The 12,681-nt window shown below is 42.3% G+C and carries 10 protein-coding genes and 2 tRNA genes; 7 read left to right on the top strand and 5 right to left on the bottom strand.

The features are described from left to right. Positions 1 to 712 precede the first annotated feature (712 nt). The 3 genes from A7Q09_RS06370 to A7Q09_RS06360 form a co-directional block, all read right to left on the bottom strand. Positions 713 to 788, bottom strand: a tRNA-Ala gene (locus A7Q09_RS06370). A gap of 88 nt (positions 789 to 876) precedes the next feature. Next, positions 877 to 1,941 (bottom strand): 3-deoxy-7-phosphoheptulonate synthase, encoded by a 1,065-nt coding sequence (locus tag A7Q09_RS06365; RefSeq protein ID WP_134390441.1) that lies wholly within the window; start codon positions 1,939 to 1,941, stop codon positions 877 to 879. 50 nt (positions 1,942 to 1,991) lie between these two features. Beyond that, entirely contained in the window at positions 1,992 to 3,065 is a 1,074-nt protein-coding gene (locus tag A7Q09_RS06360; RefSeq protein ID WP_244228578.1) for an A/G-specific adenine glycosylase, read from the bottom strand. On the opposite strand from A7Q09_RS06360, the gene rnhC reads away from it, so the two are divergent. The 4 genes from rnhC to A7Q09_RS06340 all read left to right on the top strand — a co-directional run bounded on the left by rnhC (position 3,064) and on the right by A7Q09_RS06340 (position 8,737). Further along, complete coding sequence (gene rnhC, locus A7Q09_RS06355) at positions 3,064 to 3,981, top strand: ribonuclease HIII (RefSeq protein ID WP_134390439.1); 918 nt, start codon at positions 3,064 to 3,066, stop codon at positions 3,979 to 3,981. The two genes, A7Q09_RS06360 and rnhC, sit on opposite strands and share 2 nt — an antisense overlap. 48 nt (positions 3,982 to 4,029) lie before the next feature. Beyond that, the gene (locus tag A7Q09_RS06350; RefSeq protein WP_134390438.1) at positions 4,030 to 6,102 is read left to right on the top strand and encodes an ATP-dependent DNA helicase RecG; all 2,073 of its coding nucleotides are present in this window, start codon (positions 4,030 to 4,032) and stop codon (positions 6,100 to 6,102) included. Between the two features lie 99 nt (positions 6,103 to 6,201). Continuing rightward, entirely contained in the window at positions 6,202 to 7,794 is a 1,593-nt protein-coding gene (locus tag A7Q09_RS06345) for a Do family serine endopeptidase (RefSeq protein ID WP_134390437.1), read from the top strand. An 88-nt stretch (positions 7,795 to 7,882) separates the two neighbouring features. Then, complete coding sequence (locus tag A7Q09_RS06340; protein WP_134390436.1) at positions 7,883 to 8,737, top strand: rhomboid family intramembrane serine protease; 855 nt, start codon at positions 7,883 to 7,885, stop codon at positions 8,735 to 8,737. Between the two features lie 56 nt (positions 8,738 to 8,793). On the opposite strand, the gene glpX is transcribed toward A7Q09_RS06340, so the two are convergent. Together glpX and A7Q09_RS06330 are read right to left on the bottom strand one after the other, a co-directional pair. Beyond that, positions 8,794 to 9,897 (bottom strand): class II fructose-bisphosphatase, encoded by a 1,104-nt coding sequence (glpX, locus tag A7Q09_RS06335; protein ID WP_134390435.1) that lies wholly within the window; start codon positions 9,895 to 9,897, stop codon positions 8,794 to 8,796. Between the two features lie 118 nt (positions 9,898 to 10,015). After that, positions 10,016 to 10,089 (bottom strand) — tRNA-Pro (locus A7Q09_RS06330). Between the two features lie 90 nt (positions 10,090 to 10,179). Between A7Q09_RS06330 and nadD the strand changes: the two genes are divergently transcribed. From nadD to A7Q09_RS06315, 3 genes are all read left to right on the top strand, one after another. Continuing rightward, the gene (nadD, locus tag A7Q09_RS06325; RefSeq protein WP_134390434.1) at positions 10,180 to 10,797 is read left to right on the top strand and encodes a nicotinate-nucleotide adenylyltransferase; all 618 of its coding nucleotides are present in this window, start codon (positions 10,180 to 10,182) and stop codon (positions 10,795 to 10,797) included. Positions 10,798 to 10,862: 65 nt separating this feature from the next. Beyond that, positions 10,863 to 11,300: a ribosome silencing factor gene (gene rsfS, locus A7Q09_RS06320; protein ID WP_134390433.1), complete on the top strand. Its 438-nt coding sequence runs from the start codon at positions 10,863 to 10,865 to the stop codon at positions 11,298 to 11,300. Positions 11,301 to 11,325: 25 nt separating this feature from the next. Next, on the top strand, positions 11,326 to 12,348 hold the full coding sequence (locus A7Q09_RS06315) for a TrkA family potassium uptake protein (RefSeq protein WP_134390432.1): 1,023 nt from the start codon (positions 11,326 to 11,328) through the stop codon (positions 12,346 to 12,348). Positions 12,349 to 12,681: the final 333 nt, after the last annotated feature.

Below are 12,681 nucleotides of genomic sequence, written 5' to 3'. Positions count from 1 at the left end.
AAGCTCTTGCGTTTTCTACCCGCTTAGCGAGCTTCTTGAGAGCTTTTCCCCGAATCTTAGCTACAGCTGCCTCTCGCATCGCTTGCTCGTAAGCCAGCCGCTAGAGCACTCTCGACTACAAAGATCCACTGCCTCAGGAAGACCTCCCGGAGCCTCGGGCATGCCTCGGTCTTTACTTTCCGAAAGAGAAGGGCTGCCAGGAGAAGAGCTTGTGCTCGGGCCTAGGTATTCTAGGACCTCCGGGCTCCTCCGCCGCCTAAAGTCCCACCAAAACCCCATGGCCTCGGCTCCAAAGAAAGCCCAGGTTGGCCCTACTGACCATCCCCCGGTCCCCGAGTAAAGACCACCCGGCGCTAGCCCAAAGCGCTTCTCTCTAAATACTCCACTACCGTCTGGACCGTTTCCAAATCCTGCAGATTTCCTAGGGAATTCATGGTGGGCAATTGGAAGAGAAAAATTTATCCAATTTTTAGAGAAAAGGCAATCATTGGCTCGAACTTACAAGGAATTGTGTTTTGGAAGCCAACCAAGCAAAAATCTCATTTTGTAAGAAGATTGTTCAAGAATGAAAAATTTTCTCAAAACCATCGACTCAAACCGCCGCCTTGAGGCAGGAAAATTGCCAATTGATTTCAAAAAACCGAGGAATTATCTTGCCGAAATGTTCGTCGAAACTAGGAGCGAAACCCCGAGCGAGGCGGAAAATCGTTTTTGGTGGAGCCTAGGGGATTCGAACCCCTGACCTCCTCAATGCCATTGAGGCGCTCTACCAACTGAGCTAAGACCCCACGGATTCAAGTAAAATATTTTCTTTTGTAATAAAAAGAGAAAAAAACAACGAAAGTCAAGGCTATGTGCCCAATCAACTATTTTTCTTTATTGGAGAGCCAATTTATTTTCTTCGAGCATTCTACTTCCTTCCAAAAGAAGGGCTTCGGTCATTTCCCATCCAATACAGGGATCTGTAATGGAAACTCCATATTTTAACTGGGATAGGTCGGCTGGAATCTTCTGATTTCCCTCATAAAGATAACTCTCGAGCATCGCACCAATAATGTTCAGATTCCCCTTAATCCTCTGTCCCAGTATGCTATACCACACTGTCTTTTGTATATTGTGTTGTTTTCCGCAGTTGGCATGACTGCAATCAATCATAAGTCTAGGAGGAAGACCAGCTTCTTTTAGCCGACGAACCGCATCTTCGATACTCTCAGGATCATAATTCGTCCGTGTTCTCCCTCCCCGAAGAATGACATGACCCCATCTATTCCCAGTTGTCCGGATTATACTAGTCATTCCTTGTTCATCAATTCCAAGAAAACTATGTGGATACATGGCAGCACCTAGGGCATCCAATGCAATCTGCAAAGAACCATCAGTCCCGTTCTTAAAGCCTACCGGCATCGAAAGGCCGCTAGCCATTTCTCTATGATATTGCGATTCAATGGTTCTAGCTCCAATAGCTGCCCAACAGACCAAATCAGAAATATATTGTGGTGTGGTTGAATCTAAAAATTCAGTTGCCGTGGGAATACCCATCCCTACAATTTCTAGCAATATAGTGCGCGCAATTTTCAAGCCTTTTTCGATGTCACAGGAACCATCCAATTCAGGATCATTAATTAATCCTTTCCATCCTACTGTGGTCCGGGGTTTTTCAAAATAAGTCCGCATGACAATAAAGAGTTCTTTTTCTACTTCTTTTCTTATTTCTTTTAGCCTTTTTGCATATTCGATCGCCCCTTTAGGATCATGGATCGAACAGGGTCCAACGACAACTAAAAAACGGTTATCTTCACCAGCTAAAATAGCTTGAATAATTTCCCGGGCTTCGAGCACCGTTCGATAGGTTTTATCCGTAATCGGTAGGAGCCTTTGGAGTTCAGCAGGTGAAATCAGTCTTTCTACCTGTTTGACATGAACATTAATAATCGGAATCATAATAGAATTTTATATTCTATTCGGAAGCAGATCAAAAATCAACTAAAGTTCTAGCTAGGATGCGGAGAAAATGCTCGTTCTACCATTAATTTTATCCAGATTTTCCGATGAGGAGCTGGGAGCGGCAAAAAGGAGATTTTCTCTTCTTTAATCCACTCTCCCTGCCAAAGATTAGGTTGGATGAGCTTTTCTTGCTTCCAGGCTGCTTCGCACACCTCAAGGAAGATCTTATATCTAGTGAGATAGGCAGGCAGAGAAAAAAGAATGGTTTTTTGTTCCATGGCAAAAGGATCGAAATTTGGAAACAGCCACATGCCTTGGTACCTCCCTGTCTTAGAGTCTGCTTGATATAACCAGATAGAATCTTCTTTTCTAAGAATCGCTATCTTTTCTTTTCTCAGTTCGATTCTTTTTTTTGGCTTGAAAGGCAGCTGTTCGGGCTGCTCAGCTTGACAAATTTCTTTTAAAGGACAAATCATACATTTTGGAGCAAGAGGTTTGCATACTGCCCGACCAAAATCCATTAATGCCGAATTGAAAAGAGAAAAATCACTATCCTCTGAAAGGAGATTCATTGCCATTCTGGAAAGCTCCTTCAACACCCTTACTTTGTTAATCGGTTGATGAATCGATAAAAGCCTAACCAATACACGGATGCCATTGGCATCAAGCGCTACCGTTTTTTTCCCGAAGGCAAGACTTGCAATCGCATTGGCTGTATAAAGCCCTATACCAGGCAATTTTAAAAGTTCTGTAGGTTCCGATGGCAATATTCCCTTTTTTTCAAAAAAAACAATTGTCGCTATCTTATGGAGATTCCTTGCCCTTGCATAATATCCCAACCCTTCCCATGCCTTTAGCACCTCTCCTTCAGAAGCATTGGCAAGCGTTTCCCAATCCCCAAATCTTTCCATCCATTTTAAATAGCAAGGAATAACAGTCTTTGCTTGAGTTTGTTGCAACATAAATTCAGAAACGACGATAGCATAAGGATCTTTGGTTTGCCGCCATGGATAAGAATAAGCATTTGCTTCATGCCATTCAAAAAGTCTTCCTGGAAAAGTTTCTCTGAATTTTGCGTCGATTCTTTCTAGCCAAAAAGCTATATTATTACCATTTTCCATGACTCCTTCTTCTTTTACATTCACTCTGAGCGATAAACAAATTGAAAAACTTAAAGCATTCTTAGATCAAAAAGGCTTTGAGTTCTCAACTATTGATCATGGGCTATTTAGAGCCAAATCAAAAGGGGTAGTGGTACAAGCCTATAAAACAGGTAAGGTGCTTGTACAGGGTAAAGAAGCCCTGGAATTTTCTCGCAACGTGATAGAACCTGAAATTCTCCAACAAGCTACCATTGGCTATGAGTTCCTAATCCATCCTGAATATTTCAAAGCGCATGTCGGAATTGATGAATGCGGCAAAGGAGATCTGTTTGGACCTCTGGTAATTGCAGCTGTTTTTGTTGATCCACAAACTGCAAAGGACTTCATCGAAATGGGGATCAAAGACAGCAAACGGATCTCAAGCACAAGACGGTTAAACCAATTTGCCTTAGAAATAAAGAAAAAAACCAAGTACGCCCTCTTATCGCTTCCACCCTTACGATATAATGAGCTGTACGAAAAAAAATTCAAAAATCTCAATTTGCTTTTAGCTTGGGCACATGCTTGGGTTTATAAAAAACTCTCCTTGGAACTCAACGATTCCCCAAGGGTACTCTGTGATAGGTTTGCCCAACCATGGGTCCTTCAACAATCTTTTAAAAGGATCGGAGCGGATCAATTGCTCGAACAGAAAACCAAAGCTGAATCGGATCCAGCAGTCGCTGCAGCTTCCATCCTAGCAAGATTGACTTTTGTAGAGGAGTTGGCAAAATTAAGCCAAGTTATCGGCTTGCCATTACCCAAAGGAGCCTCCTCAAAAGCAGCACAGCTTGCTAAAGACATATTGTTGCGTTGTGGTAAAGATACCCTTCGGAAAGTCGCTAAAATACATTTCAAAACCATCCAACAAAATTTCGCTGATCGTGCCCTATAAGAAACTAAAAAACATTTCTTACTAGATTTTAAAACTCCACTAATAGAGATGAACGAACTTGTAAAGGAAGCCCATATTGGAGCAAAACGGGCCAGGCTACTCGAAAAACTTGGGATTGTTTCTAAAAAAACCCTTCTTCTTTATTTGCCTTTTCGGTATGAGAACCGCAGGGAGCAAAAATCTTTATTTGAGGTGGCTGAAAACGAAGCTCTACTGTTTAAAGGGACAATCAGGGCTGTTCAAAAAGGACACCTTAAGGCCAGAGCAATTGTTAAGATCAATCTTCTTTCTTTAAGCGACCAGAGAGAACAACTGGTTTGCATCTGGTTTTGGAAAACCTTACCACATTACCTTTCAGTGGGCCAAAAACTTGCTGTCTATGGAACAGCGCGACTATACAAAGGAAAATGGACGATGTGGCAGCCGGAAGTTGAACCTTTTGAAGAGGAAAAAGAGCTTTTAGCTTCTCTACACTTATGTCGGATTGTTCCTATCTATTCGACAACCTCTGGTCTTTCCCAAAAAGTCTTAAGAGAGATCATCCAAGAGCAGCTACAGAAAATTAATCCTGAATCTACCGATCCCTATTCAATACCTGAGGAACTTAAACTTCCTACCCTTTCCTTCGCCATTCACAAAGTGCATTTTCCCGACTTTCTCGATCAGACTCAACAATGCAGGGAACGAATCGCCTATCATGAATTTTTCGTTGAACAGCTTCGAATGGCCTACAGAAAATTAGCTAGATCAAAAATCAAAATCCAAAGGCCGCCTAAGCGTCTGTCCCTTTGCCCAGCTTTTTTAGCTTCCCTCCCTTTTGTTCCAACTTCTGCTCAACGAAAAGCCTTTTCAGAAATCGATCAAGATTTAGAAGCTCCCACACCCATGAATAGGCTTCTTATGGGCGATGTTGGCTCAGGGAAAACCCTTGTAGCCATTTACGCTGCCTTAAAAACAGTCGAAAGAGGACAAGATGTTTTGTTTATGTCGCCTACCGGAGCCTTAGCTAGCCAGCATTTTCTGACCTTAAAAAATTGGCTACACTCCATGTCTATTCCCATTTATTATGTAGGGAAGGAATCCAGACAAAAGACCGATTTAGACGTTTCCTATAAAGACAATCTTCCCCAATTTGAAAAAGATCGTTCGTTGGCTTCTCTTCCAGGTAAAGTCTTTGTGGGAACACATGCCTTACTCTTTCGCTCTTTCGATCCACAATCCCTTGGTTTAATTATCATCGATGAGCAGCATAAATTTGGAGTTGAACAGCGCAGCAGCCTTGCCAAAAAAGGGATCTATCCTGACATATTGACGATGACAGCAACTCCTATTCCCAGAACACTGGCCTTATCGCTCTATGGTGATTTAGACTTTTCTATTCTCGATGCCCTTCCTTCTAACCGTGGAAAGATTATCACCAAAACTCGCTCTTCAGATGCCCTTCCAAAAATATGGGAATTTATCAAGGATCAGCTACGGCAAGGCGCTCAAGCCTATGTAGTCTATCCTACAATCCATGAATCGAAGGAATATGTAGGACAGTCATTGGAAAAAGGGTTTGAAGAACTCAAAAAACTCTTTCCTGACTTTCCCCTTGGAATGGTCCATGGAGAAATGGATCCTTCGGAACGCGAGCCAGTCTTTGAGTCATTTAGAAAGAATAAAATTGCACTGCTAGCCGCCACCTCAATCATAGAAGTGGGCATTGACGTTCCCAATGCGCGAATCATGCTAGTCATGGGAGCTGATCGTTTTGGTCTGGCTCAGCTTCATCAAATGCGAGGGAGGATTGGTCGAGGTCCAGCGGTTTCCTATTGTATTCTTATTGCCGACAACCCAACTCCAGAAAGTAGGAGGCGGCTTAAAATTTTAGAACACTCCAGAGACGGATTCGAAATTGCCAAAGAAGACATGAAGCTTCGAGGCATGGGGGAGTTTTTTGGATCCCTTCAAAGTGGCAAAAGCAGTTACCTCACTGCCGATCCCATCGTTCAAGAAAACCTGCTTTTGCTTGCAAGGCAACAAGCTCTCAAAATACTTTCGGAAGACCCTGATCTTCTGGTCAATGTCAAACTTCGTAAATATATAAACGAAGAAAATCTCGATCTGTTGGAAACATAAAATTCATTTATCAATGCCTTAATATCTGTTATACCATAAAAAAATTCTCAGTATATATTATTTTGAAGTTATTTACTTTCAGAAAAACCAAACCATATTATGACTTTCATGCCAAGGGAAACAAAAAAGGGAGAATTTCTTCTTACCCTTTCTGGTTTTTTGATTGCAGGGCTTGTTGGTCTATTGATAGGTCTGTCCGCTTTTTTAATTTTTAAACCAACTTCTTCGAGCTCTCAAAAATCAGCTCCGCCTACTACTGTTGAAGTTCCAGTGGCTAGAGCTTTACCCGTTCATCCGAAAGAAATCGGGGTATTCCGCAATAATCTCCTTGAGACCATTAATGAGGAATACGTTAGGATTATTGGACAAGCCTTACCGGCTGTGGTCAATATTTTTTCTGCACGGCCTGTCGAAGGTTCTACGGATTTGGAGGATGGGAATCAAAAAGAGACCAAAAAAAAACGAAAAACTTGGAAAAAACCCCCCATGGATGAAGAAACATCTCTTGGCTCAGGCATTATTCTGAGCGATGATGGGAACATTCTAACCAACGCCCATTTAGTGAAAAACGCCAGAGAAATCAGAGTACAACTTTTCGATGGTCGTCGCTACGAAGCCAAGCTTTTGGGAATCGATTCTCCAACAGATGTAGCAGTGCTAAAAATCTCTGCCCAGCACCTTTCGGTACTCAATTGGGGGGATTCTGATGCCTTACAAGTTGGAGAGCAAGTTTTTGCTGTGGGCAATCCTTTTGGCCTTACAGGCTCTGTAAGCCGTGGTATCGTCAGTGCCAAAGGAAGGAACCCCACCCTTTCTTCCACAAGCTACGAAGACTTTATCCAAACGGATGCCGCTATTAACCCAGGCAATTCTGGAGGAGCTTTAATTAATGTCCGGGGAGAGCTTGTTGGAATTAACACCGCAATCTATTCTGGAAACGGTGGTTCTAATGGCATCGGCTTTGCCATTCCAAGTAAGCTTGCAAAGTTCGCTTATGCAAGTCTCCTGACCAAAGGGAAAGTGATTCGTGGCTTTCTTGGAGTGGAAACTCAGGAAGTAGACGAAGACTTACAGCAAATCTTTGGCTTGCCTACTTCTGAAGGGGCTTTGATTACGAAAGTCGAACCTCATTCCCCCGCTTCGAAAGCAGGCCTACAACGAGGAGACATCATCGTCAAGTACAATGAGACCCCTGTTAAGGATCCTGCCGAACTGAGAATTTCTGTCTCTCAATCCCCAGCAGGCAGCAAAATTCCTATCGTTTTTTACCGAGAAGGACAAAAACATCAGATCTATGTGGAAATTACCGAACAGCCAGAAAATATTGCCAGTGGCGCTAACGATGAATCTGGAGGCAATCCGTCATGGAAAGTGACTGTCACTGGAGATCTTCAAAATGTCTTTGGCGGTCTTCATGTAGTCGATCTAGATCCAACGTTAAGATCACGGTTATCTCTGAGTCCTAAAGCTACTGGCATTTATCTTGTCGATGTAGAAGAAGGCTATCCGGCTTTTGACTTACTTTATCCAGGAGATGTTATCGAAGAAATTAGAAGGCCTGGAAGTGCCCCAATTAAGGTCCGTTCGGTCGCTGAATTCCTGCAGCTGATCAATCAGATTCCGGCAACAGAAAGTGTGGCCGTTTTCCTCCAGAGAGGAAATAACCAGATGTTTGTGCTGCTCAAACCTTAGAAAAAAAATAGATTGAGAAAAGAAATCCCACTTTACAGTTTTGTTTAAAGAGAAAAAGATTGTTTATCATCCAATATTGAGCAAAATTATGAACATGCCGTACTGGTCCAACGAACAGAGCGGCGAGCCCCTCTTCTGGGTGAAAAACAGACCGGTGTATGTCACCGGTGTTCTGATCCTTGCTCATTGTGTCTGTTTTATTATTGGGGTATTCGCTGCCGCTTTAGATTTTTCTTCTTGGTTTGTGGAACTTTCTTTCAATACGCGCGCTGTACTCCTCCATACCAAGCTCTGGCAACTCTTAACTTACCCTTGGGTCCATACCCCTTCTCTGGCATTCGCCCTTGACATGCTGGTTCTCTACTGGTTTGGCCATGATGTTGAACACATTCTAGGAAGACTTAAATATCTGCTTCTTTATTTTTCGCTTATTTTCTTGCCTGCTGTCTTTTCTTTAGGTCTTTCAGCTATTGATCCAACAATCCGTGGAATTATGAATGGGTCAGATCTCATTCATTTTTCTTTATTCATTGCCTACACCTGTTTATTCCCCTCCTCTGAGCTTTTTCTTGGCATCAAGGCAAAATGGGTGGCCATTATTTTCCTTGCTCTTTTTTCGTTAATCGACATCGCTTCTAAGTCTTGGATCCATCTCTTTTGGTGTTGGAGTTCAGTGGCGATTGCCACTTATTCGATCCTTGGGAGAAAAATCCTACAGTATTTATCCTCTTTCAAAATAGGAATGGCTAAACGGAAGGCACAAAAACCGAAGGCCTCAGAGTCCCCTTCTGCCTATAATAAGAAAAAAACCGAGGAAGACGAAACAATAGATGCCATTCTGGATAAAATTGCTAAAAGCGGTATAGGCAGTTTAACGAAATCCGAACGTGCTGCTTTAGAAAGAGCGCGTATAGCTTTGTTGAAAAAAGACCAAAAAAAGTAAGCCCTTGCAAAGTAGCTATTGGGGGACTCTACTATAGAAAAAGCCTCACTGGATCTCTAGAGGATGTCATTAAATTTTGGCGTGCTGACAAGCTTTTCTCCCATTTCGCTCCGGAGCCGAATAGTTTTGTAGTTGAGGTTGTGATAAGTCTCTATTTTTCTTATGGTTCTATTCTTGGCCCTCATTAAAAGGGAAGTCGTAATGGCATATTTATCTGTAAACCGAACGCCTGGAATGCCTGGACAATCAGTAATTGCCGTAGCACAAAAAATAATGTTGCCTCCCTTGGCCAAATCATCAGTATAGAAAATCTGATTGAGACGGTCTTCCCAACCCTGCTCGATTAAAAATTGTCTTTCTGTTTCATCTTTTGGCCATACCATAATCTGGATTTCTCCTCCCAGGCATTTGATTGCTGCTGCTGCAAGTACCGCTTCTGGCGCTCCTCCAATCCCAATATACACATCGATTCCTCCTGCCGGCAAAGAAGGCAACATCGCAGCAGTCACATCCCCATCGCTAATAAGTCGAAGGGCACAGCCCATAGACCGTATTTCTTTGATTAGTCGTTCATGTCGAGGTCTATCCAACACACATACAACCAGATCAGTTAATCTTTTTCTCAGCCCTCTAGCAATGATCGGAAGGAGTTCGTCAACAGGACTTGTGAGTTTCAGACAATCAACCCCTAAGGACCGGATATAATTTTTGACCTGTGGCCCATAAGCCAATTTCATGACATAAAAACAAGGGATATCCAAGAGAGCGCACTCAACTCCTGGTTCAGGGGAAGCAGCAGCGATAACAGACAGAGAGCTTCCGCTACCCTTAGCAACATTGGTAGTTCCATCAATTGGATCAACGGCTATATCATATAAAGGCGCATTTTCAGTCCATCGGCCAAGTTTTTCTCCTTTAAATATACCTGGAGCCTTGTCTTTTATACCTTCGCCAATGACAACTTCTCCGCGGATATCCATAAGATCAAACATACCGCGAATAGCATCTGAGGCTGCAGCATCCGCTTTTTCTTTTTCTCCTCGGCCTAACCACCGGTAAACAGTTAAAGCAGCTCCTTCTGTTGCTCGTACAAAATCGAACTGAATGATTCTTTCTATATCCGGATAATTTTCTACTTGGTAACGTTCCATGGTTTTCATAGCCTAAATAAAGGAAGCGTTGGGGTTTTTTTCAAAAAGTTTAAAAACAATAAATGAAATTTATAAGCAATAATAATAAAAAATATTAAATGGAGAAAGAAATAAAACAAGATAACAATCGGACCGGCGAGATTTGAACTCGCGACCTCTTGCACCCCAAGCAAGCGCGCTACCAGGCTGCGCCACGGCCCGCTTTTTATGAATTTTCAAACAAGAACAATAACAATGACTAACAAATCCAACTTATAAAGGAAATGTCAATTATAATTTAATGACTCTTTTATGATCAGAAATATGTCAGCACAACGGATAGCGATATTTGGCGGAAGCTTTGATCCTATCCATCATGGTCATTTGATTAGCGCTATGGATTGCCTTGAACAAATGGCTCTGCAGAAGATCATCTTCATGCCTTGCGCTCGTTCCCCATTCAAAACAACCAATCCTATTGCTTCAGCTCAAGACCGACTAGAAATGATCCGGCTTGCAATCAAACCATTCAAAAACTTTGAACTTTCTTCCTTTGAATTGCAAAGCCCTGCTCCTTCTTATTCTATCCACACGGCAAAGACATTCCAAAAGCTCTTTGAACAGATCGAGCTATTCTGGATTATTGGTTCGGATCAAGTCCAAGAACTTCCAAGATGGAAAGAGTTTGCTGAGCTTATCAAAATCGTTACATTTATTGTAGTCCCTAGGGCTGGTTTTCCATTCGAAAAAAAGAGTTATCTTAGGAGCTTGCCAATAAGTAGATATATTGATATATCTTCTAGTGAAATTCGTGAAAGAGTGAAAAAAAATCTTCCTGTAATTCATCTTTTACCAAGTGCGGTTTTTCGTTATATTAAAAAACATTCGATCTATCTACCAAATAAAACCGATAATGAACAAAAGGCTTGATAGATTGTATTGTTTCTATTCTCAGCAACTTCGTTTTTCTTTTTGTCATAAAAGAGCATTGTCTCATGAGTCAAAGAAAAGCCATTAGGAAAAATAAGGCAGTTCTGGATATTGTTTTAAACAAAATTGACCCCATTGCGCCTACCTCTTCTCACACCGCTTTAGAAAGGGACAATCTAAGGCTGGCTCAAAGATGTAAAACGATTATTCTGGAAAAAAAAGGGCTCGATCCCCTCGTTTTAGATCTACGGCAGATCTCTTCTTTTGTCGACTTTTTTGTCGTCTGCACAGCAACTTCTGAACCTCACTTAAAAGCGCTGGTTTTTGAACTGGAGAAAAAAATCCGTGAAGAATTTCGTCTTGAACCGATCCATATCGATGGCTCTCCCAAAAGCCACTGGATCATCATCGATTACGGTCCACTCCTCATCCATGTCTTTACTGAAAAAGAAAGAGCCTTTTATGAACTCGAAAAGCTCTGGGGAGATGCTCCTGTGTTATAATTTGTTCCTGTAGAAAAAAAAATCTGTGCCCTACACCGATCCCCAACACCGTTCTTCTAAAAAATTTCAGACCGCTTTTTCCATTCTCATTCTTTTGCTTTTCCTCGGTACTATTGGCTACAAGTTCATTGAAAAAATATCGCTTCTTGATTCCATTTACATGACCGTTATTACCTTAAGTACGGTGGGATACAAAGAAGTCGTCCCCCTTTCTCCTGAGGGAAAAATATTTACCATTTTTCTCATTATCTGCGGAGTTAGTTTGGCTGGCTACTCAGCTTCGAGTGCTTTAGCTTATTTTTCCTCCGGAGAATGGAAAGAAAATGCTGAGAGAAAACGGAGAACAAAGATGATTCAACAATTAAAGAACCATTATATCGTGTGTGGCTATGGAAGAACCGGCAGATATGTCGTCGAAGAGCTTAAATCAGAAGGACAAAGCTATGTGATTATCGACACTGATCCAGAAAAAATTGCTCATTTAACCGCTTCTGGAGAGCTAGCAATCCTTGGAAGCGGCTCAGAGGAGGAAATCCTATGCGAAGCAAAAATAAAGGAGGCCGCCGGACTAGCCGCGACTACTTCTATTGACAAGGAAAATATTTTGATTGTATTGACAGCTAGATTTCTCAACCCTTCTTTGCAAATTGTTTCAAGAGCCTCTTCGAAGAACTTTGAAGATAAATTGATAAAAGCGGGGGCAAACCGAGTGCTACTTCCCCAAAAAGTCTCTGCTTGGAGAATTGTGTCGATGCTAGTACGCCCTGAAGTCGCTGACTTTTTTTGCGAAGTTGCCAATGTGGAAGGTACAGAGCTTGTTGTTGAACAAATCTTGGTTGATAAGCGCTCTTCCCTTGTCGGTCAAACTCTGGCTCAGTCTCAAATTCGAAACAATTTGAATGTCACCATTCTTGCATGCAAACTGCCCGACGGAACCTGGACCCACTCCGTAGGTGGGAAAACCGTACTTTGTCCAGGAATGACACTTATTGCCTTGGGGAGTAGAGAAAACCTTCACAAACTTCTAAAAATAGCAAATCCACAATAACTCCTAAACGAGTAACATGAAGCGTAGACATTCCCCCAGTCTGAAAGCCGTAGACACCTAAGACACTCAAGCTTGGTATTGAGCCGTTTCTGAGTCTTTTCGGTGAGTTTCTACTGCTGACGAACTGACCGGATGCGGCCGCCGCAAGCCCCTGGCTTCAGACAGGGGGATAAGGCGGGTTCGGATTTTTCCCGTTAGGGGTTGAATTTATGCATCCATCTGTCTTCTAACGGCTGAGTGGAGTACCAATCGAACAACAAGGCCCAAAAGAGAATGTCTGAGAAGAAGCAAGTCTAGGCGCCATCGTTCGTCTGCGAGCTGCCGCTGCGGACA

It is taken from the genome of Methylacidiphilum sp. Yel (assembly GCF_004421185.1).
In the GTDB taxonomy this organism is placed as follows: Bacteria; Verrucomicrobiota; Verrucomicrobiia; order Methylacidiphilales; family Methylacidiphilaceae; genus Methylacidiphilum.
The sequence above is the reverse complement of the archived record's forward strand: the minus strand, read 5'-3'. Positions and strand labels throughout refer to the sequence as shown.

What these genes read in the sequence shown, in the direction of transcription:
- glpX (WP_134390435.1), bottom strand. Translation starts at nt 9,897, where the DNA reads ATGAAAACCATGGAACGTTACCAAGTAGAAAATTATCCGGATATAGAA.
- rsfS (WP_134390433.1), top strand. Translation starts at nt 10,863, where the DNA reads ATGAGTCAAAGAAAAGCCATTAGGAAAAATAAGGCAGTTCTGGATATT.
- A7Q09_RS06365 (WP_134390441.1), bottom strand. Translation starts at nt 1,941, where the DNA reads ATGATTCCGATTATTAATGTTCATGTCAAACAGGTAGAAAGACTGATT.
- A7Q09_RS06350 (WP_134390438.1), top strand. Translation starts at nt 4,030, where the DNA reads ATGAACGAACTTGTAAAGGAAGCCCATATTGGAGCAAAACGGGCCAGG.
- A7Q09_RS06345 (WP_134390437.1), top strand. Translation starts at nt 6,202, where the DNA reads ATGACTTTCATGCCAAGGGAAACAAAAAAGGGAGAATTTCTTCTTACC.
- nadD (WP_134390434.1), top strand. Translation starts at nt 10,180, where the DNA reads ATGATCAGAAATATGTCAGCACAACGGATAGCGATATTTGGCGGAAGC.
- rnhC (WP_134390439.1), top strand. Translation starts at nt 3,064, where the DNA reads ATGACTCCTTCTTCTTTTACATTCACTCTGAGCGATAAACAAATTGAA.
- A7Q09_RS06360 (WP_244228578.1), bottom strand. Translation starts at nt 3,065, where the DNA reads ATGGAAAATGGTAATAATATAGCTTTTTGGCTAGAAAGAATCGACGCA.
- A7Q09_RS06340 (WP_134390436.1), top strand. Translation starts at nt 7,883, where the DNA reads ATGAACATGCCGTACTGGTCCAACGAACAGAGCGGCGAGCCCCTCTTC.